The following is an 18,849-nucleotide window of genomic DNA, read 5'->3' as shown; positions in this document are numbered from 1 at the left end:
GCGGGTCCCCTCTGCTGACAGTGCCGTCATGCTACGGCCCCGTGCCGCAGACCACGGGCGGGGCCTACGATGATCCTCAGTCACCCGATCAGCCGATCACCGCGCCCCGCCGCGGACCACGCCGCCGCAGGCCACGGACGTTCGACCGCCCGCCCCGGCCGGTGGACCGCGGACCCGGGCGCCCGGGGAGGAACCTTGACCGACCAGAACGCCGTACCCGCCGCCGGTACCGCCGACCGCGACCTGCGCGCCTTCATCGCCGGACTGCCCAAGGCCGAACTGCACGTCCACCACGTCGGCTCCGCCTCCCCCCGCATCGTCGCGGAACTGGCCGCGCGCCACCCCGGCTCCAAGGTCCCCGCCGACCCCGAGGCCCTGGCCGAGTACTTCACGTTCACGGACTTCGCCCACTTCATCGAGGTGTACCTGTCCGTCGTCGACCTCATCCGCACCCCGGAGGACGTCCGGCTGCTCACCTACGAGGTGGCCCGCGACCTGGCCCGGCAGCAGGTGCGGTACGCCGAGCTGACCGTCACCCCCTTCTCCTCCACCCGCCGCGGGATCGACGAGCGGGCCTTCATGGACGCCATCGAGGACGCCCGCAAGGCCGCGGAGGCCGACTTCCAGACCGTGCTCAGGTGGTGCTTCGACATCCCGGGCGAGGCGGGTCTTGAGGCCGCCGAGGAGACGACCCGGCTGGCGACCGACGACCGGCTGCGCCCGGAGGGACTGGTGTCGTTCGGGCTCGGCGGGCCCGAGATCGGCGTACCGAGGCCGCAGTTCAAGCCGTACTTCGACCGGGCCCTCGCCGCCGGGCTGCACTCCGTCCCGCACGCCGGGGAGACCACCGGCCCGCAGACGGTGTGGGACGCGCTGACCGAGCTGCGCGCCGAGCGGATCGGGCACGGCACCAGCTCCGCCCGGGACCCCGAGCTGCTGGCGCACCTGGCCGAGCACCGCATCCCGCTGGAGGTGTGCCCGACCTCCAACATCGCCACCCGCGCGGTCCGCACCCTGGAGGAGCATCCCCTCCGGGACTTCGTCGCCGCCGGGATCCTGGTCACCGTCAACTCCGACGACCCGCCGATGTTCGGCACCGACCTGTGCAACGAGTACGCCGTCGCCGCCCGGCTGCTCGACCTGGACGAGCGGGGTCTGGCCGGCCTCGCCAGGAACGCCGTCGAGGCATCCTTCCTGGACGCGGCGGGCAAGGCGCGGATCGCCGGGGAGATCGACACGTACACCGAGCGGTGGCTCGCCCGCTGACCGCCGGTGGCGTGCGGCCCGCCACAATGGGGGCCATGCAGACCGTGACCGCCGTGGCCCACCGCGGCGACCCCTACCGCTTCCGCGAGAACACCCTCGATTCGCTGCGTTCCGCGCTCCGCCGGGGCGCGGACGCGGTCGAGGTCGACGTACGGCTCACCCGCGACGGCGTGCCCGTGCTGCTGCACGACAGCACGCTGGAGCGGTTGTGGGGGCACGACCGGCCGCTGTCGGCGCTGTCTGCGGACGAGGTGCGCTCGCTCACCGCGGGCGGGGTGCCGACGCTGGCCGAGGCGCTGGCCGCGACGGAGGGCAGCCGGGTGATGCTCGACCTACCGGGGCGGGTCGAGCGCCGGACCGTCCAGCGGATCATGGACGCCGTGCGGCGGAGCGGGGCCGAGGAGCGCGTGTACTACTGCGCGGGCGCCGCGGCCATGCTCGCCGTGCGCGCCGCCGATCCGGCCGCCGAGATCGCCCTGACCTGGACCAGCCTGGCGCCGCCGCGGCCGGCCCTGCTGACGGTGGTGCGGCCGCGCTGGCTCAACTACCGCTTCTCCCTGGTCGGCCGCGACCTCGCCGCCCGGGTCCACCGGGACGGCTACCTGCTGTCGGTGTGGACCCCGGACACCCGCCGCTCGATGCGCCGCCTCCTGGAGCTGGGCGTCGACTCGGTCACCACCAACCGCGTCGACACCCTGCACGCCCTGCGCGACGGCGCCTGAGCCCCCCGGGTCTCCTCCGCCCGGCCCGCGCCGGGCGGCCGTCAGGCGGCGCTCACCGCACCGGCCGCGACCGGTGCGGTGAGCGACTCCAGGCGCTTGATCTTCCGCCGCACGACGTACAGCGGGACGATCCCCACCACTCCGAACGACATGTCGAGGAGCGTCCACCAGAACGGGATGCCCCGGACCGGTCCGCAGACCAGGGCGAGCGGGACGATGCCGACGCAGGCGATCATGCCGAACTCGACGACCCAGATGTTGCGGACCGGATCGCGGTAGGGCCCGTAGAAGGCCACCGCGATCACCAGGTGGGCGAAGGCCAGCCAGTCCGTGCCGTAGAGCAGGAACGGGTAGTCGGTGTCGGCGGTGTCGAGGCCGCGCCGGACGCGCACGATCCACTCCATGAGGGCCGGCAGGTGCTCCGGCACCGACAGCGCGCGCAACGCGTCCTCCGTCCAGCGCAGTTCGTGCACCAGGGGGAAGGCGGTGGCGCCGCTGAGCACCAGGCACACGACGAAGGTGGCCAGCCAGACGCGGATGCCCTTGAGCTGGGCGGCTCTGTCGCTCATGGCAGGAGGGTACGCCCAGAGTTGAACGCGTTCAAAATTACGGCCCGGCGGTCCCTCCGGAGGCGGTGGTCGGCACGGCGGTGACGCTGCGCCGCGGGCTCGTGGTCCCCTGCGGGCTCGTGGTCGGCTCCGGGTCCGGGCTCCGCTCAGGCTCCGACGTCCGCTCCGGGGTCCGCCGCGCGCTGCCGGTCTGCTGCGGGACGGCGGTCCGGTCGCGCTTCGCCGGGGGCACGCCGGTGGACCCGGCCGTGGGGGTGCCCGGCGGACCGGAGGTCCTGCCGGTGCCGGGCGCGGGCGACGGGACGGGTGACGCGGGCGCGGGCGACGCCGGGCTGCTGGCGGGCGGCGGGGCGAGCGGGACGACCGGGGCCACCGGCTGATCGCCGGCCGGCCGCAGCAGCGGCAGCGCGGCGACGACGGCGGCGGCGACCGCGCAGGTCAGCCCGGCGCCGGCCACCGCGCGCAGGGTGCGGCGACGGGCCGCGCCGCGGCGCACCCGCTCGTAGCGGCCGGGAGGTGCCGGGAGGCGGTCGGAGGGCGGCCGCAGGATGACCGTGAGGGGATCGTCGGGCCCGAGGTCCGGGTCGTCGTCAGAGTATGTGATCAAGACTTCTCCTCAGATGGGCGCGCAGCAGCTCGCGGGCCGCGTGCAGATCGGCCTTGACGGTTCCCTCCTTGCGTCCGGTGAGCCCGGCCACCTCCCGGATCGGCATGTCAGCGTAGTAGTGCAGCAGGATCGGTATGCGCAGCCGTTCGGGCAGCGCCTGCACGAGCAGCCGTACCGAGGGGTCGGCCTGTTCGGCGGGCGGGCGGACGGCGGCCTCCGCGGTGGCGCGGCGCACGGCCCGGCGCTCGCGCTCCAGCTTGCGCCAGTGGTCCCGGACCAGGTTGGCGGCGGTGACGTAGAGGAAGCCCCGGGGCTCCGCGACGGACGTCCAGCGGGCCCAGAGCCGGGTGAACGCCTCGGAGGCGATCTCGTGGGCGGTCTCGTCGTCGTCGACCAGCCGGCGGCACCAGCCGGCCAGGCGGGGGTAGAGGGCGGCGAACAGCTCGGCTGCTGCCTTCTCACGGGACCGTTTCAACGCTCTCCAGGGGACGGGGCACGCGGGGGTGCTCGTGGGGGAGGACCCCGGACCGGCGTCGCGCGTTCCACCGGTCCGGGGTCCCGGGCGGCTCAGCTCACGGCCTCCAGCGCGGCGAAGACGATGAGGTTGTCGCGGTAGCCGTCACCGGCGCGGGGGCCGGCGCAGGTGATGAGCCGCAGTTCCGGCCGGTCGACGTCGCCGTAGACGTCGTCGGTCGGGAAGTCGGCCTTGGCGACGGTGCGCAGCGCGGTGACGGTGAACCGCGGTGCCCTGCCGTCGCGCAAGCGCGTCTCGATCCGGTCGCCGCGGCGCAGCCGGCCGAGCCGGCGGAAGACCCCGTCGCCGTAGGCGCCGACCGTGACGTGGCCGAGGAACACCGAGGGGCCCGGCCGGCCCGGTGCCGGCGAGCCGCCGTACCAGCCCGCCCGGTCGTGCGCCGTGACCGGCGGCACCTCCACCTCGCCGTCGGGCTCCAGGCCCAACCGCAGGACGGGGGTGTCGACGCCGATCGCCGGGATGAGCAGCCGCACCGGGACCGAGGGCGCGGCCGCCGGTGGCGCGGCGGACCGCCGGGCGGCGGGCGCCGGGGCGGCGTGCGCGGTGCCGGTCGCGGTCCGCCGCGCGTGCGGTCCGCCGCAGCCGGCGAGCAGGGCGGCGGCCGCCGCGACGGTGACGGCGCGGCGGGACGGGCCCCTCACGCCCCGGATGCCCGGCGGCGGCGCACGAGGACGAAGCCCGCGCCGGCCACGGCCACGGCGGCTCCCCCGCCGATCAGCACGCCGGCCGGCCCGCTCGACGAGCCGGCGGCCACCCCGGTGTCGGGGGCGCCCTCCGGTACGGCGGTGACCTGGCCCCGGCGCCCGCCCGGCACCTTGGTCGGGACGGGGGTGGCCGCCCGGGACGGGGCCTTGGTGGGCCGGGCGCTGGGGACCTGGCTCGCCCCGGTGCTGGGCCGGGCGCTGGGCACCGGGCTCGGCGCGGTGGTGGCGGTCGGGCGGGCGGTCGGGGTCGCGCTCGCCCCGTCGGCGAACGCGGGCACCCCGCTCGCCAGCACGGCGGCGCAGGCAAGGGCGGCGGCACTGAGGGCAGTTCGGCGCATGACTCGCTCTCTTTCGTTGTCCGGCCCGGCCGGTGAACGGCGGACCGTGTGACGGATCGAGCGAAGAGACGAGGCAGCCCGGCACCGGGTTGTAAAGGCATGGCAAAGCCGCCTCCGGCGCACCGCCGCCCGGCAGTTGGCGTGCGGCGGCGCCACCGGCTTCCGACACGACGGTGGGTGCTGAAATTGCATAATTCCCGGACGTACAAGTACATTCCAGCCACCGCCTCGGGGTCACCGGCAGACCCCGTCGCCGCGCAGCCGTCCGGGACGCCGTCCGTGACCCGCACCTGGAAGGACGAGCCCGTCGATGACCGATCGCACGACGACGGACCGCACGACGACCGACCGCACGACGACCCGTCAGACGACGACCCATCAGACGACGGGCGGCCGCACCGAGGTGCGGGGTTTCCGCGCGGGCGACGGCCCGCGGCTGGTGGAGGCGTGGCGCCGCGGCGCGCCGGCCGACCCGATCACCCCGGACCGCTTCCGCACCCTGGTGCTGCTCGACGCCAACTTCGACCCTGAGGGGCTCCGGGTCGCCCTCGACGGTGACCGCGTCGTCGGCGCCGCCTACGGCGTGCGCCGCCTGACGCCGCTGCACGGCACCGACCTGGAGCCGGAGCAGGGCTGGATCCCGTTCTTCTTCGTCGACCCGGCCGCCCGCGGGCGCGGTCTGGGACGCCGGCTGCTGACCGAGGTCCTCGACTGGCTGCACGGCCACGGCCGCACCCGGGTGGACTTCTCCTCGTACACTCCGAACTACGTCTTCCCCGGCCTGGACGCCGAGGCGTACCCGGAGGCGGCCGGGCTGCTGGAGTCGCTGGGCTTCCGCACCCAGTACGAGGCGGCCGCGATGGACCGCCGCCTGGTCGGCTACCGCCTGCCGCAGGAGGTCGCGGACCGCCGGGACCGGCTGACGGCGCGGGGTTTCCGGTTCGCCACCCCGTGCGACGACGACCTGGTCGACCTCCTCGCCCTGGCCGGCGGCCACTTCGGCCCGGACTGGGCGCGCACGATCCGGGACTGTCTGGCCGCGGGCACCCCGCTCGACCGGATCGTCGTCGTGCGGGACCCCGCCGGCCGTATGGCGGGCTGGGCGATGCACGGCGCGTTCGACGCGGTGGACGAGCGGTTCGGCCCGATCGGCGTGCTGGAGGAGATGCGCGGCACCGGCCTGGGCGAAGTCCTGCTCCACCTGGTGCTGGAACGGATGCGGGCGCGCCGCGCGCACGCGGCGTGGTTCCTGTGGACCGGCGAGCGGTCCCCGGCGGGCCACCTGTACCGCAAGACCGGCTTCACCACGACCCGGGTGTTCCGCGTGCTGCGCCGGGAGGCGGCCCGGTGACGCCGGCCGGCCGACCCGGCCCGAGCCGCCGTCAGGTGGCGCTGGGCCTGCCGTCGGCGCTGCTCGCCGCCGGGTGCGCCGCGCCGCACCGGGGCACCGGGCGCCCCGGCGACCCGATCGTCCTCACCCTGCTCTCCCACTACGCGAGCGGGGCGCTCAAACAGGCCCTCCAGGGCCCGGTCGACGAGTGGAACGCCACCCACGACCGGGTCAAGGTGCGCACCAAGGCAGTGGAGTTCACGGACCTGCTGACCACGTTCATGGTCCGGCAGGCGGCGGGCCAGGGCCCCGACATCCTGCACCCGTACTGCCTGTGGAACGGCCAGCTCGTCCGGGCCGGCGTCCTGCGGCCCGCCCCGTCCGACCACGCCGAGGAGATCAGGCGCGGCTACGGCCGGGCCGCGGTCGGCGCCGCGTCGGTGGACGGCACGGTCTACGGCTACCCCACCGAGATGCAGACGTACGCCCTCTACTACAACAGGCGGCTGCTGCGCGCGGCCGGTGCCGCCGGTCCTCCGCGCACCTGGCGGGAGCTGGAGGAGACGGCCTACCGCGCCACCGAGCGGGACCGGTACGGCAACACGCTGGTGCAGGGCTTCGGCCTGTCGGTCTACGACGACTCCACCACCGTCGGGCAGACCCTCGCGCTGCTCAACGCCGCCGGCGGCACGTTCGTCCCGGCGGACGACCGGGGCACCGCCATCGACTCCCCGGCGGGCCGGGCCGTGTTCGGCCTGGAGCACCGCCTGGTCGCCCGGGGCGCGAGCGACCCCGGTGTCAACGTCTACCAGGCGTTCGCGTCCGGGCAGGTGGCCATGGTCGTCAGCGCGGGCTGGTGGACGACGAGCCTGAAGGAGTCGATGGGCGCGGACTACCGCGACGTCGGCGTCGCACCCGTGCCCGTGCCCCACGCGGACGACGAACCCGCCACCCTGGCCACCGGGTTCATGCTGGGCGTCGACACGGCGAGCCGGCACCCGCGCGAGGCCTGGGAATTCCTGCGCTGGCTCAACACCGAGAAGGTCCGCGTGCGGGGCGCCGGGCCGGGCGCGACGGCGACCCGGATGAGCCGCCTCCAGGTGGCGGTCGGCTCCCTGACCGGCCGCGCCGACGACATGCGCACCCTGCTGGACGCGGGCGCCGATCCGAACCTGCGCCCGTTCCGGGACGCCCTGGCCTACGCGGTGCCGGAGCCGAACGTGCCGGGCGCCCAGCGGGCCAAGTCGCTGCTGCGCCAGAACATCGAGGCGCTGTGGACCGGTCAGCGGTCGGTGGACGAGGCGCTGCGCAGCACCCGCCGCCAGGTCGACCAGGAGGTGGCGCGCTCATGGTGAACACCCTGGCGCCGCCGCCCGCCGGACGGGCGCACGGTCCGCGGCCCGCCGCGCCCGCCGTCACCGGCCGCCGCCGCGGCCGGCACCGGCAGTCGGTCGTGGCGTACCTGTTCCTGGCGCCGGCGCTGCTGTTCTTCGCCGTCTTTCTGGTGCTGCCGCTCGGCTTCGCGCTGCTGCTGTCGGTGTCGCACTGGTCCGGCTTCGACCTCGGCGGCATCCGCCCGGTGGGCCTGGACAACTACGCCGGCCTCTTCGCCGGCGGTTCGACGTTCGTGGTGCCGGTGCTCACCAACACGCTGCTGTACGCCCTGGGCACGGTGGCCCTGGCGCTCTGCGGGTCCGTCACCGTCGCGACCTGCATCGACCGGCTGCGCTTCCAGGGGCTGTGGCGGACCCTGTACCTGCTGCCGATCGTCACGACCGTCGTCGCCGTCGGCAACGTGTGGAAGTACATGTACGAGCCGGGCGGCCTCGCCAACGGCGTGCTGAACGCGCTCGGCCTCGGCTCGGTGGCGTTCCTCCAGGACCCGGACACCGCGCTGCCCTCGGTGGTGGTCGTGCAGACCTGGGCCTCGCTCGGCACGGCGGTCCTCGTCCTGACGGCGGGCCTGAAGTCCGTCCCGGAGAACTACTACGAGGCCGCCGCGCTCGACGGCGCCGGGCCGGTGACCGTCTTCACGCGGATCACGCTGCCGCTGCTGCGGCCGTCGCTGCTGTTCGTGTGCGTCACCCAGTTCCTCACCGGGCTCCAGTCCTTCGCGCTGATCACCGTGATGACCAGGGGCGGCCCCGGTGACGCGACCAGTGTGGCCGCGCTGGAGATGTACCGCCTGGCGTTCTCCTACGGCGACTGGGGCACCGCGAGCGCCGCCGCCTTCGTGCTGTTCCTGGTGGTGCTGATGGTCACGCTGGTCCAGTTGTGGTTCTTCCGGCGCACGGGGGAGGACGTATGATGCGCCGCCGCTTCCCGTGGCTGTCGTACCTGGTGGTGGCGACCGGCGCCGTGCTCACCGTGGTGCCGTTCCTCGACATGGTGATGACCTCGTTCAAGGGGCCCGGCGAGTCCGGCAGGCTGCCGTACCGGTTCCTGCCCGAGGCGCCCGACCTGTCCAACTACCGGGCGGCGGTGGCCCAGCTGGACCTGCCGGTGCTGTTCGGCAACAGCGCCCTCGCCACCGCCCTGATCACCGCGTCGGTGCTGCTGACGTCCTCGCTCACCGGCTACGCGCTGGCCAAGCTCCGCTTCCCGGGACGGGACGTCGTCTTCCGCGTGGTGCTGGCGACGATGATGTTCCCGCCGTTCCTGTTCTTCGTACCGCACTTCATGATCATGGTCCACTGGCCGCTGGCGGGCGGCAACGACCTCTTCGGGCGCGGCGGCGCGGGCCTGACCGTGAGCGTCGCGGCGCTCGTCATGCCCTTCCTCGTCAACGGCTTCGGGATCTTCCTGATGCGCCAGTTCATGACGGCGATCCCGGACGAGGTCCTCGAGGCCGCGCGCATCGACGGGGCGGGCGAGTTCGCGGTGTGGTGGCGGATCGTGGTGCCGCAGACCAAGCCGGTCATGGTGACGCTGGCGCTGCTGACCTTCGTCGACGCCTGGAACGAGTACATCTGGGCGCTGCTCGTCTCGACCGCCAACCCCGGCCTGATGACCCTGCCCGTCGGCATCCAGCTGCTGCAGGACCACGTCGACCCGGCCCGCACGATGCCCGTCGTCATGGCCGGCCTCGTGCTCAGCACCCTGCCGGTGCTGGTCCTGTTCCTGCTCCTGCAGAGGCACTACGTCCGCGGCGTCCTGCTCAGCGGCCTCAAGTGAGTCCGGCCGGCCGACTGGTGGTTCATCAGGGCCGGGCTGATCTTGCCGAAGAACTCGTCGTCGTTCCCCGGGCCGCACCCCCGGACAATCGACGTTCCGTCAAGCCCTGCCCAGGGCGACCGACACTCTGCCGACCCCGCCCTGGCCACAGGGCCGCGGGGAACCGCGCACGGCCCCCTCAACCCCCGCACTCGAAGGCCCCGGACACCTCAAAGGGGCGCGGGGAACTGTGCGACCGAGCAACAGTCCCCCGCACCCCGAAGGCAAAGGCACCGGCGGAGCGCTATCCGTCCAGCGATGTCATCACGTGCTTGATCCGCGTGTAGTCCTCGAACCCGTACGCCGACAGATCCTTGCCGTACCCGGACTTCTTGAAGCCACCGTGCGGCATCTCCGCGACCAGCGGAATGTGGGTGTTGATCCACACGCAGCCGAAGTCGAGCTTCTTGGACAGCCGCATGGCACGCCCGTGGTCCTTGGTCCACACCGAGGAGGCGAGGGCGTACTCGACGTCGTTGGCCCACTCGACGGCCTGGTCCTCGTCCGTGAAGGACTGCACGGTGATGACCGGGCCGAAGACCTCGTTCTGGATGATCTCGTCGTCCTGCTTCAGGCCGGAGACGACGGTCGGGGCGTAGAAGTAGCCCTTGTCTCCGACCCGCTGCCCGCCCGCCTCGACCTTGGCGTGGGCGGGGAGGCGCTCGATGAAGCCGGCGACCTGCTTGAGCTGGTTGGGGTTGTTGAGCGGGCCGTACAGGACGTCCTCGTCGTCCGGCTGCCCGGTCCTGGTCTCCGACGCGGCCTTGGCCAGCGCGGCGACGAACTCGTCGTGGATGGACTCCTGGACGAGGACGCGGGTGGCGGCCGTGCAGTCCTGGCCGGCGTTGAAGAAGCCCGCGACGGAGATGTCCTCGACGGCCTTGGCGATGTCGGTGTCCTCGAAGACCACGACCGGCGCCTTGCCGCCCAGCTCCAGGTGGACGCGCTTGACGTCCTTGGAGGCGGACTCGGCGACGGAGATGCCCGCGCGCACCGAGCCGGTGATGGAGGCCATCGCCGGGGTCGGGTGCTCGACCATCAGGCGGCCGGTGTCGCGGTCGCCGCAGATGACGTTGAAGACGCCCTTGGGCAGGATCGAGCCGATGATGTCGGCGATCAGGACCGTGGAGGCGGGGGTGGTGTCCGAGGGCTTCAGGACGACCGTGTTGCCCGCGGCGATGGCCGGGGCGAATTTCCACACGGCCATCATCATCGGGTAGTTCCACGGCGCGACCTGGGCGCAGACGCCGACCGGCTCGCGGCGCACGATGGAGGTCAGTCCCTCCATGTACTCGCCGGCCGAGCGGCCCTCGAGCAGCCGGGCGGCACCCGCGAAGAAGCGGATCTGGTCGACCATCGGCGGGATCTCCTCGGAGCGGGTCAGCCCGATGGGCTTGCCCGTGTTCTCCACCTCGGCCGCGATCAGGTCCTCGGCGCGCTCCTCGAACGCGTCCGCGATCTTCAGGAGGGCCCGCTGCCGCTCGGCGGGCGTGGTGTCGCGCCAGCCGGGGAAGGCGGCGGCCGCGGCCTTCATCGCGGCGTCCACGTCCGCCTGCCCGGACAGGGGCGCCGTCGCGTACGCCTCGCCCGTCGCGGGGTTGACCACCTCGGTGGTCCGTCCGTCGGCGGCGTCCCGGAACTCACCGTCGACGTAATTGCGGAGAGTGCGCAGCCCACGCAGCTCGGTGCTCACTGCCGGCCTCCTGATCTGGTTCAAGTCTTCGAAGCTGTCCCATTGGGTGAGACACCCACCCTAGCCCGCCGTCCGACGTTTTCAACACCCCCGCCCGGCCGACTTCTGCGAAATCCGCAAGTGTCAGTCTCGTAAACAACGAATATCATCGCTTCAGGCTTGCGTAACTATCGAGGTGTCGTGCAGAGTGAGGTCGTGGCCAGTCGAAGCGCAGACCAGAGGGACTCCCGCGAGTCCAGGAACGGCACCCCTCAGCTGGATGCCGTCTCCCTCGCCATCATCCAGCAGCTCCAGGAGGACGGCCGCCGGCCGTACGCCGCGATCGGCAAGGCCGTGGGCCTGTCCGAGGCGGCCGTGCGCCAGCGCGTCCAGAAGCTGCTGGACCAGGGCGTGATGCAGATCGTCGCCGTCACCGACCCGCTCACCGTGGGTTTCCGGCGGCAGGCGATGGTCGGTGTCAACGCCGAGGGCGATGTCGAGTCGATCGCGGACGCGCTGACGGCCATGTCGGAAGTCGAGTACGTGGTGATGACCGCGGGCTCGTTCGACATCCTCGCCGAGATCGTCTGCGAGGACGACGACCACCTGCTGGACGTCATCAACAAACGCATCCGGGCGCTGCCCGGCGTGCGCTCCACCGAGAGCTTCGTCTACCTGAAGCTCAAGAAGCAGACCTACATGTGGGGAACCCGATAACCGTGAGCCAGAAGGACCTCAGCCGCACCGCGTACGACCACCTGTGGATGCACTTCACCCGCATGTCCTCGTACGAGAACTCCCCCGTCCCGACCATCGTCCGGGGCGAGGGCACCTACATCTACGACGACAAGGGCAGGCGCTACCTCGACGGTCTCGCCGGGCTGTTCGTGGTCCAGGCCGGTCACGGTCGCACCGAACTGGCCGAGACCGCCTTCAAGCAGGCCCAGGAGCTCGCGTTCTTCCCGGTGTGGTCGTACGCCCACCCCAAGGCCGTCGAGCTGGCCGAGCGGCTGGCCCACCACGCCCCCGGCGACCTGAACAAGGTCTTCTTCACCACCGGTGGCGGCGAGGCCGTCGAGACCGCCTGGAAGCTGGCGAAGCAGTACTTCAAGCTCCAGGGCAAGCCGACCAAGTACAAGGTCATCTCCCGCGCGGTCGCCTACCACGGCACCCCGCAGGGCGCCCTGTCGATCACCGGCCTGCCGGCCCTGAAGGCCCCCTTCGAGCCCTTGGTCCCCGGCGCGCACAAGGTGCCGAACACCAACATCTACCGCGCGTCCCTGTTCGGTGACGACCCCGAGGCCTTCGGCCGCTGGGCCGCCGACCAGATCGAGCAGCAGATCCTCTTCGAGGGCCCGGACACCGTCGCCGCGGTCTTCCTGGAGCCGGTGCAGAACGCCGGCGGCTGCTTCCCGCCGCCCCCCGGCTACTTCCAGCGGGTGCGCGAGATCTGCGACCAGTACGACGTGCTGCTCGTGTCGGACGAGGTCATCTGCGCCTTCGGCCGCCTGGGCACGATGTTCGCCTGCGACAAGTTCGACTACGTCCCGGACATGATCACCTGCGCCAAGGGCATGACCTCGGGCTACTCCCCGATCGGCGCCTGCATCATCTCCGACCGCCTGGCCGAGCCGTTCTACAAGGGTGACAACACCTTCCTGCACGGCTACACCTTCGGCGGTCACCCGGTCTCGGCCGCGGTGGGCCTGGCCAACCTCGACCTGTTCGAGCGGGAGAACATCAACCAGCACGTGCTGGACAACGAGGGCGCCTTCCTCTCCACGCTGCAGAAGCTGCACGACCTGCCGATCGTCGGCGACGTCCGCGGCAACGGCTTCTTCTACGGCATCGAGCTGGTCAAGGACAAGGCGACGAAGGAGTCCTTCAACGACGAGGAGACCGAGCGCGTCCTGTACGGCTTCCTCTCCAAGGCGCTGTTCGACAACGGCCTGTACTGCCGTGCCGACGACCGCGGCGACCCGGTCATCCAGCTCGCCCCGCCGCTGATCTCCACCCAGGAGACCTTCGACGAGATCGAGCAGATCCTGCGCGCGACGCTGACCGAGGCGTGGACCAAGCTCTGAGTCCCGCACTCCTGAGCGCCGTACGTCCGATCAGCTGATCCGCCCCGGCCCCGGTGCCGTCCGTTCGAGTGGGAACGGCGGCCCGGGGCCGTGTGCTGTCCGGGCCCCCGGCGGCCGCTGCCTAGCGTGCCAGTGACCGATCGGCCCGGTCCTCGTTGCTCCTGAAGGCCCTGCGACAGGCGCCCGCGCGGACACGGGGGACGGGAAAACGGATCAGAACCGAGGTGTACGCCCATGGAGGCCCCGCCGGACAACGACGTGCTCTGGGCACGCTCCCTGCACTTCACCCACCCCGACGGCTCACCGGGCCTGACCGGGATCTCGCTCGGTGTGCGCGAGAGCGAGATCCTCGCCGTCGGCGGCCCGCGCGGCAGCGGCAAGACGACCCTGCTGCGCTGCCTGTCCGGGCTGGTGCCGGTCGGCAGCGGCGAGGTGTGGTTCAACAGCGCGCCCGTGCACACCCTCGGCCCCGTCGCCCGGGAACGGCTGCGCCGCGACCGCTTCGGCTGGATCGACCCCGTGCCGGCCCTGGTGCCCGAGCTGACCGTCTGGGAGAACGCCGCCCTGCCCCTGATGCTGCGCGGCACCAGCCGCCGCCGGGCCAAGGTGACCGCCCTGGAGTGGCTGGAGCGCCTCGACGTCGGCGACCACTCCCGTGCGCACCCCCGTGAGCTGCGCCAGGCCGAGCGCCAGCGCGTGGCCATCGCCCGGGCGCTGGCCCCGGCGCCCACCGTCCTGTTCGCCGACGAACCGACCGCCCCGCTGCACCGGGCGGAGCGCGCCCACGTCCTGCGCACGCTCCTGGCGGCGGCCCGCTCGCACGGCATCACGGTCGTCCTCGCCACCCACGAGGCGGAGACCGCGGCCCTCGCCGACCGCACGGTGTCCCTGCTGGACGGACGGCGCGTGAACACCGTCCACCTCCCGCCGGCCCCCGAGACGGAGGGCCGGGCCGCGTGCTCGCTCTCCGTCTGAGCCGCGCCGCCCGGCCGGCCGTCCACCTGCGCCGCCTGCTGGTGACGGCGGCCGCGGCGGGCACCGGTTTCCTCCTGCTGTGCGCCCTGGGCTACGCCATGGACCACCCCGGGGCGGCGGGCGCGGCGGTCCTGCGGCTGGCCTGGTGCGCGATCCCGCTGGCCGCCACGGTCCAGCTCGCGGTCGCCGTCGCCCGTACCGACCCCGGGACCAGGCCCCGCCCCGGCCTCTCGGCCATCGGCCTCGGCCCCGCCCGGCTGATGGCGGTCTCGGTCGTGACGACGGCCCTGTCCTGCGCGCTCGGCTCGATGCTGGCCCTGTTCGTGTTCCTCCACCTGCGCGGCGACATCACGGGCATGCCCTTCGACGGCGCCGCGTCCGAGTCCCTCGCCGCGGGCCGGCCCCTGCCGGTGCCGGCGGTCCTCACCCTGCTGGCCCTGCCCCCGGCCCTCGCCTGTGCCGCGGTGGCCCTCGTGCTGCGACCCCGCGACCCGCGCCCCCGCACCCCGCGCGCCTTCGGCCGGTTCGGCGCGCGGGGCACGAGCGTCCGCGAGACCTTCGGCGCCTGCGCCCGGTTCGCCGCCCGCTCCCCCGCTCCCCGCCCCGCCACCGCCGCGCAGGCCGCGGCACCGCACCCCGAGGCGCGCCGGACCGCGGACGTCCCCGGTCCCGCGCACTCCGGTGCGGACCGCGCCGCGGCGGCGGACGGCGCGGGACCGGAGACGCCGCCCGGGGCGCCCGGCCGCCGCGCCGCCGCACCGGACGCCGGCTGGGCGGGCGCCCTGACCCGCGACCCGCAGGCCGCCCCGGCCGGCTTCCCCTGGGGCGTCGCCGTGCTCGCCGCCGGCCTCGCCGTCGAGGCGTACACCAGCCGCTCCCCGGGACTCGCCCGGGCCGCCCTGACCGGCGGGGCCACCGGCATGCTGGCCGGGTGGGCCCTGACCGCCGTGGGCCTGGTGCTCGCCGCCCCGGGCCTGACCCACCTGTGCGGGAAGCTCCTGCAGACCGCCCGCCCGGGCGCACTGCGGCTGCTGTCCGGCCGCTTCCTGATGGCGGAGGCCACCCGCATCGGCCGCCCCCTGGGCGTGGTCTGCGCGGTGGCGTCCGCCGCCTGCACCGTCAGCGCCGTGCACGACGGCGCCTTTCCGGCGCCCGGGCCGCTGACCACCCTCGGCGCGGCCCTGGTCGCCGGCTGCACGGTGGCGACCCTGCTGACCGCCGCCGTCGAGGCCCGCCAGGCCCGCGCCGACACCACCGCCGCGCTGCTGCGCCTCGGCGCTCCCGCGACGATGCTGCGCACCGCGGCCGCCCTGCGCACCGCCGCCCTGCTGGCCCTGTTCGGCCCGCTCGCCCTGGTGGTCGCCGACCTCGCCGCGCTGCCGCTGACCCGCTCCTAGGACCGGTGGCCGCCGCACGCGAAAAGACCTGTGGCGACCGATGACTTTCGCGCCGGACCGGGGTCTGACCTCTCGAACGCGCCGGAGCCCCTGAGGGAGAGACACCATGTACCAGCAGATGATCTTCGTGAACCTGGTCACCGCCGACGTCCCCGCCACGCGGAAGTTCTTCACCGAACTCGGGTACGCCATCAACCCGCAGTTCAGCACGGACGAGAACGTGTGCGTCCAGATCAGCGACACCATCGTCGCGATGCTGATGACCGCTCAGCACTACCGCCGCTTCACCCGGAAGGAGATCGTCGACCCGAGGACGTCCAGCGAGGTGCTGCTGTGTCTGAGCGCCGAGAGCCGCGAGAAGGTCGACGAGCTGGTCGAGAAGGCGATCGCGGCCGGCGGCAGCGTCAGCGGTGAGACCCAGGACCACGGCTTCATGTACGGCCGCTCCTTCGACGACCTCGACGGCCACAGCTGGGAAGTGGTCTGGATGGACCCCGCGGCCGTCCAGGGCTGACCGCCCCCGGAGCCGGCCGGCTCACCCGTCCGGGTGAACGCGCTGCCTAGCATGGGCGGGTGAACCAGACACCCGCCCAGCCGCACCGCGCCGCCCGCGACCTCGAGATCGAGTCGCTCACCGAGTTCGACGAGGTCGTCGCCGCCCACGGCTCGCTCGCCCGGTACCGCGTCCAGGCCGTCGATCTGACGGACCGTACGCACGTCCTGCTCTCCACCGGCACGGAGGGCGCCGTCTTCCTCGGCTGCCCGATGCACCCGGACGCCGCCGCGCACGTACGGGCCGCGGGCGCCCTGGTGTTCCCGCCCGTCCCGGGACTGCCCTTCGACCCGTACCGGGGGTTCGTCTACAGCCCCGCCGAGCTGTTCGAGTCGCTCGGCCAGGGCTACGAGGCCACCCCGGACGCCCGGGCGTACGCCTGGTTCCAGCGCACGAAGGCCGACGGTGACGTCTTCGCCTCGATGCTGCGCGCCGTCCACGACGACGCCGTCTCCGACGCGCTCGACGAACTCCTGGCCGGTACGCGGGTGGTGGGCGTGATGGGCGGTCACGCGATGGCCCGCGGCACGCAGGCCTACGCCGGTGCGGCGCGCCTGGGCCGCGAACTGGCGCGGGCCGGACTCACGGTGGCCACCGGGGGCGGCCCGGGCGCCATGGAGGCGGCCAACCTCGGCGCGTACGCCGCACCCTTCGACGACGCGATGCTGGAGCAGGCCCTCCAACTGCTCGCCGCGGCGCCCTCGTTCCGGCCGTCGGTGACCGACTGGGCGCGGGCGGCGTTCGCGGTGCGCGAGCGCTGGCCGGACGGCGGCCCGTCGGTCGGGATCCCCACCTGGTTCTACGGCCACGAGCCGCCGAACGCCTTCGCCGCGCACATCGCCAAGTACTTCGCCAACGCCACCCGCGAGGACGGCCTGCTGGCCCGCTGCACCGCGGGCGTGGTGTTCCTGCCGGGCGCCGCCGGGACCGTACAGGAGGTATTCGACAACGCGACGCCGAACTACTACGGGTCGCGGGGCGAGCCCACGCCCATGGTGCTGGTGGACAAAGCGCACTGGACGGAGGAGCTGCCGGCCTGGCCGCTGCTGCGGTCGCTGGCCGCCGACCGGCCGATGGCGGGCAGAATAGCCCTCGTTGACCGTATCGAGCAGGCTCCGGAGGTCTTGAAACGTCTCCATGGTTAATAAGATGGCAAAGCCAACGGCTCTGAGCGGCATATGCATTGACACCTCTTACGGCGCGCTTATAGACCTGTGAGTCTCTTGGGGGTGACGGGGCCTCGTCACGTTGACGTCCTGTCTCCCCTCAACCCCCCGCAGTTGTGCACTCTGTAAAGGACAAACGTGTCCCCAACTCGCCGCAGCGCACGCCGTTCCGTGCGCATCCTGGGTGTCGCCTCCGCCTCCGCCGCGCTGGCCCTGGGCGTCGCGGGCAACGCCCTCGCCTGCAACATCAGTGAGTTCTCCGCCGAAGCCACGTGCGACGGCGGCAAGGGCGTCATCGTCGTCACCGACAAGGACGCCTCCGGCACCCCGGCCGTCATCACCGTCTTCCTGGAGAACAACGGCGCCGACGCCGAGCAGGTCGGCCAGCCGCAGGAGGTCAAGGGCACCCGCGAGGGCGCCACGGTCACCTTCTCCGAGGACTGGAAGCCGAACGCGACGTACCGCGTCCACGTCAAGGCCACCAACCGGGTCGACCAGGACATCAAGCCCGACCTGACCACCCCCTCCACGGCCTGCAAGACCGAGGAGACCGCCACCCCCACCCCGACGCCGCCGGCCGGCACCCCGGCGTCGCAGACCCCCTCGGCCCCGGCCGAGTCGGCCACCCCGGCCCCGTCGGCCTCCGACAGCGGCGCCGCCCCGGCGCCGAGCGCGAGCAACGCGCCGTCCCCGGCGGCCGGTGACTCCAACCTCGCCGAGACCGGTGCCAACTCCAACACCGGCCTGATCGCCGGTGTCGCGGCCGCCCTGGTCGTCGTCGGCGGTGGCGCCGTGTTCCTCGGCATGCGCCGCCGTGGGGCGAACGGCAACAGCTGACGCCTCGCCGCTCCACCCTCCGTACCGCACCGCGGCCCGTCCCCGTATCCCCGGGGGACGGGCCGCGGTCGTAGGGGGCCGGTCAGAAGGCCGAGCGGTCCAGCCACAGCTCCAGCACCTCGCGCTCGCCGATGACCTCCAGCCCGGGAGCGTCCAGCGGGAGCCGGCGGCAGGAGGCGAGCAGCAGGGCGGTGAGCGGGCCGCGCAGGGCGACCGTCGCCTTCTCGTGGCCGCGGCGCCAGGCGAGGCCCGGCCCGCCGAACTCCACCAGCCACTCGGCGTCCAGATCGGGCGCGGTGTCGGTGGCGTGCAGGTGGATACTGCGCGCGGACCCCTCCAGCAGCCCCTCCTCCCGGCCCCGGTAGCGCCGCACCAGCGCGGAGATGTCCAGCCACTCGTCCAGCGCGTCGGCGGCCACCTCGGGGGCGACCTCGTAGGGCAGCCCGGCGGTGAACGTGGCGTCGGCGCGGTGCACGGCGGCCTCGTGGGTCATCCGGCGCGCCCAGAAGCCGGACCTGTTGTCGCCGGACCAGCTCCACACCGGGCGGTCGGGTCCGGCCTCGCGCAGGGCCGCCACCAGCAGCTCCGCGGTCTCGGCGAGCCAGGCGTCCAGGGCGGCGGCATCACCCCGCGCGTCGGGGCCCGCGTGTCCGGGAACCCGCTCGGGCCCCACCTGCTCCTGCGCCTGCGTCCGCACCAGGGTCTCCGCCCACCGCAGGGCGCCGCCGGTGTGCCGCACGAGCTGCTCCAGCGTCCAGTCCGGGCAGGTGGGCACGGTCGCGCCCAGATCGGCGCCGGAGGTCACCACGGCCCGCAGTCCGGCGACCTGGTGGGTGATCTCGTCACAGTAACGCTCATGCGCAAGCAGGGTCATGCCGTCA

19 protein-coding genes and 1 pseudogene are annotated in these 18,849 nt (G+C 73.4%); 13 read left to right on the top strand and 7 right to left on the bottom strand.

Annotation, left to right across the window (positions count from 1 at the left end; genetic code table 11):
- Positions 1–41 precede the first annotated feature (41 nt).
- Positions 42–1,266: pseudogene (locus ACZ6CZ_RS25950) on the top strand (adenosine deaminase).
- Between the two features lie 35 nt (positions 1,267–1,301).
- Positions 1,302–1,988, top strand: coding sequence for a glycerophosphodiester phosphodiesterase (locus ACZ6CZ_RS25945; protein WP_469025547.1), 687 nt, complete (start codon positions 1,302–1,304; stop codon positions 1,986–1,988).
- A 41-nt stretch (positions 1,989–2,029) separates the two neighbouring features.
- On the opposite strand, the gene ACZ6CZ_RS25940 is transcribed toward ACZ6CZ_RS25945, so the two are convergent.
- From ACZ6CZ_RS25940 to ACZ6CZ_RS25920, 5 genes are all read right to left on the bottom strand, one after another.
- Positions 2,030–2,557 carry a hypothetical protein gene (locus ACZ6CZ_RS25940; RefSeq protein WP_469025544.1) on the bottom strand — a complete coding sequence of 176 codons (528 nt, stop codon included), beginning with the start codon at positions 2,555–2,557 and terminating at the stop codon, positions 2,030–2,032.
- A gap of 37 nt (positions 2,558–2,594) precedes the next feature.
- Positions 2,595–3,164 carry a hypothetical protein gene (locus tag ACZ6CZ_RS25935; RefSeq protein ID WP_469025542.1) on the bottom strand — a complete coding sequence of 190 codons (570 nt, stop codon included), beginning with the start codon at positions 3,162–3,164 and terminating at the stop codon, positions 2,595–2,597.
- Positions 3,148–3,639, bottom strand: coding sequence for an RNA polymerase sigma factor (locus ACZ6CZ_RS25930; RefSeq protein WP_469025539.1), 492 nt, complete (start codon positions 3,637–3,639; stop codon positions 3,148–3,150). The genes ACZ6CZ_RS25935 and ACZ6CZ_RS25930 overlap by 17 nt, the downstream gene beginning before the upstream one ends.
- Before the next feature lie 92 nt (positions 3,640–3,731).
- Complete coding sequence (locus ACZ6CZ_RS25925; RefSeq protein ID WP_469025536.1) at positions 3,732–4,340, bottom strand: class F sortase; 609 nt, start codon at positions 4,338–4,340, stop codon at positions 3,732–3,734.
- Entirely contained in the window at positions 4,337–4,741 is a 405-nt protein-coding gene (locus ACZ6CZ_RS25920; protein ID WP_469025534.1) for a sortase-dependent protein, read from the bottom strand. The genes ACZ6CZ_RS25925 and ACZ6CZ_RS25920 overlap by 4 nt, the downstream gene beginning before the upstream one ends.
- A 310-nt stretch (positions 4,742–5,051) precedes the next feature.
- On the opposite strand from ACZ6CZ_RS25920, the gene ACZ6CZ_RS25915 reads away from it, so the two are divergent.
- From ACZ6CZ_RS25915 to ACZ6CZ_RS25900, 4 genes are read left to right on the top strand one after another with little or no spacing between them, the layout of a single operon-like run.
- Positions 5,052–6,092 (top strand): GNAT family N-acetyltransferase, encoded by a 1,041-nt coding sequence (locus ACZ6CZ_RS25915; protein ID WP_469025531.1) that lies wholly within the window; start codon positions 5,052–5,054, stop codon positions 6,090–6,092.
- Positions 6,089–7,426, top strand: a complete 1,338-nt coding sequence (locus tag ACZ6CZ_RS25910) for an ABC transporter substrate-binding protein (protein ID WP_469025529.1) — start codon at positions 6,089–6,091, stop codon at positions 7,424–7,426. The genes ACZ6CZ_RS25915 and ACZ6CZ_RS25910 overlap by 4 nt, the downstream gene beginning before the upstream one ends.
- The gene (locus ACZ6CZ_RS25905) at positions 7,420–8,379 is read left to right on the top strand and encodes a carbohydrate ABC transporter permease (protein WP_469025526.1); all 960 of its coding nucleotides are present in this window, start codon (positions 7,420–7,422) and stop codon (positions 8,377–8,379) included. The genes ACZ6CZ_RS25910 and ACZ6CZ_RS25905 overlap by 7 nt, the downstream gene beginning before the upstream one ends.
- Positions 8,376–9,245, top strand: a complete 870-nt coding sequence (locus ACZ6CZ_RS25900; protein WP_469025524.1) for a carbohydrate ABC transporter permease — start codon at positions 8,376–8,378, stop codon at positions 9,243–9,245. Before ACZ6CZ_RS25905 ends, ACZ6CZ_RS25900 begins: the two co-directional genes overlap by 4 nt.
- A 283-nt stretch (positions 9,246–9,528) precedes the next feature.
- On the opposite strand, the gene ACZ6CZ_RS25895 is transcribed toward ACZ6CZ_RS25900, so the two are convergent.
- Positions 9,529–10,977, bottom strand: coding sequence for a gamma-aminobutyraldehyde dehydrogenase (locus tag ACZ6CZ_RS25895; protein WP_469025521.1), 1,449 nt, complete (start codon positions 10,975–10,977; stop codon positions 9,529–9,531).
- A gap of 180 nt (positions 10,978–11,157) precedes the next feature.
- Between ACZ6CZ_RS25895 and ACZ6CZ_RS25890 the strand changes: the two genes are divergently transcribed.
- From ACZ6CZ_RS25890 to ACZ6CZ_RS25860, 7 genes are all read left to right on the top strand, one after another.
- Positions 11,158–11,673, top strand: a complete 516-nt coding sequence (locus ACZ6CZ_RS25890) for an Lrp/AsnC family transcriptional regulator (RefSeq protein ID WP_469025667.1) — start codon at positions 11,158–11,160, stop codon at positions 11,671–11,673.
- Positions 11,658–13,040, top strand: a complete 1,383-nt coding sequence (locus ACZ6CZ_RS25885; RefSeq protein ID WP_469025518.1) for an aspartate aminotransferase family protein — start codon at positions 11,658–11,660, stop codon at positions 13,038–13,040. The genes ACZ6CZ_RS25890 and ACZ6CZ_RS25885 overlap by 16 nt, the downstream gene beginning before the upstream one ends.
- 234 nt (positions 13,041–13,274) lie before the next feature.
- Entirely contained in the window at positions 13,275–14,015 is a 741-nt protein-coding gene (locus tag ACZ6CZ_RS25880; RefSeq protein ID WP_469025515.1) for an ABC transporter ATP-binding protein, read from the top strand.
- Positions 13,997–15,412 carry a hypothetical protein gene (locus tag ACZ6CZ_RS25875; RefSeq protein WP_469025512.1) on the top strand — a complete coding sequence of 472 codons (1,416 nt, stop codon included), beginning with the start codon at positions 13,997–13,999 and terminating at the stop codon, positions 15,410–15,412. The genes ACZ6CZ_RS25880 and ACZ6CZ_RS25875 overlap by 19 nt, the downstream gene beginning before the upstream one ends.
- Positions 15,413–15,518: 106 nt before the next feature.
- Complete coding sequence (locus ACZ6CZ_RS25870; RefSeq protein ID WP_469025510.1) at positions 15,519–15,926, top strand: VOC family protein; 408 nt, start codon at positions 15,519–15,521, stop codon at positions 15,924–15,926.
- Between the two features lie 59 nt (positions 15,927–15,985).
- A complete protein-coding gene (locus tag ACZ6CZ_RS25865) occupies positions 15,986–17,110 on the top strand; it encodes an LOG family protein (protein WP_469025508.1) in 1,125 nt (374 codons plus the stop codon).
- Positions 17,111–17,269: 159 nt separating this feature from the next.
- The gene (locus tag ACZ6CZ_RS25860) at positions 17,270–17,968 is read left to right on the top strand and encodes an LAETG motif-containing sortase-dependent surface protein (protein ID WP_469025505.1); all 699 of its coding nucleotides are present in this window, start codon (positions 17,270–17,272) and stop codon (positions 17,966–17,968) included.
- An 82-nt stretch (positions 17,969–18,050) separates the two neighbouring features.
- On the opposite strand, the gene ACZ6CZ_RS25855 is transcribed toward ACZ6CZ_RS25860, so the two are convergent.
- Complete coding sequence (locus ACZ6CZ_RS25855; RefSeq protein ID WP_469025503.1) at positions 18,051–18,842, bottom strand: maleylpyruvate isomerase N-terminal domain-containing protein; 792 nt, start codon at positions 18,840–18,842, stop codon at positions 18,051–18,053.
- Positions 18,843–18,849: the final 7 nt, after the last annotated feature.

This window comes from Streptomyces sp. NPDC041135 (assembly GCF_055592085.1).
Note: the sequence above shows the minus strand (reverse complement) of the source record. Positions and strands in the feature narration are given on the sequence as shown.

What these genes read in the sequence shown, in the direction of transcription:
- ACZ6CZ_RS25945 (WP_469025547.1), top strand. Translation starts at nt 1,302, where the DNA reads ATGCAGACCGTGACCGCCGTGGCCCACCGCGGCGACCCCTACCGCTTC.
- ACZ6CZ_RS25940 (WP_469025544.1), bottom strand. Translation starts at nt 2,557, where the DNA reads ATGAGCGACAGAGCCGCCCAGCTCAAGGGCATCCGCGTCTGGCTGGCC.
- ACZ6CZ_RS25920 (WP_469025534.1), bottom strand. Translation starts at nt 4,741, where the DNA reads ATGCGCCGAACTGCCCTCAGTGCCGCCGCCCTTGCCTGCGCCGCCGTG.
- ACZ6CZ_RS25915 (WP_469025531.1), top strand. Translation starts at nt 5,052, where the DNA reads ATGACCGATCGCACGACGACGGACCGCACGACGACCGACCGCACGACG.
- ACZ6CZ_RS25905 (WP_469025526.1), top strand. Translation starts at nt 7,420, where the DNA reads ATGGTGAACACCCTGGCGCCGCCGCCCGCCGGACGGGCGCACGGTCCG.
- ACZ6CZ_RS25900 (WP_469025524.1), top strand. Translation starts at nt 8,376, where the DNA reads ATGATGCGCCGCCGCTTCCCGTGGCTGTCGTACCTGGTGGTGGCGACC.
- ACZ6CZ_RS25880 (WP_469025515.1), top strand. Translation starts at nt 13,275, where the DNA reads ATGGAGGCCCCGCCGGACAACGACGTGCTCTGGGCACGCTCCCTGCAC.
- ACZ6CZ_RS25870 (WP_469025510.1), top strand. Translation starts at nt 15,519, where the DNA reads ATGTACCAGCAGATGATCTTCGTGAACCTGGTCACCGCCGACGTCCCC.
- ACZ6CZ_RS25855 (WP_469025503.1), bottom strand. Translation starts at nt 18,842, where the DNA reads ATGACCCTGCTTGCGCATGAGCGTTACTGTGACGAGATCACCCACCAG.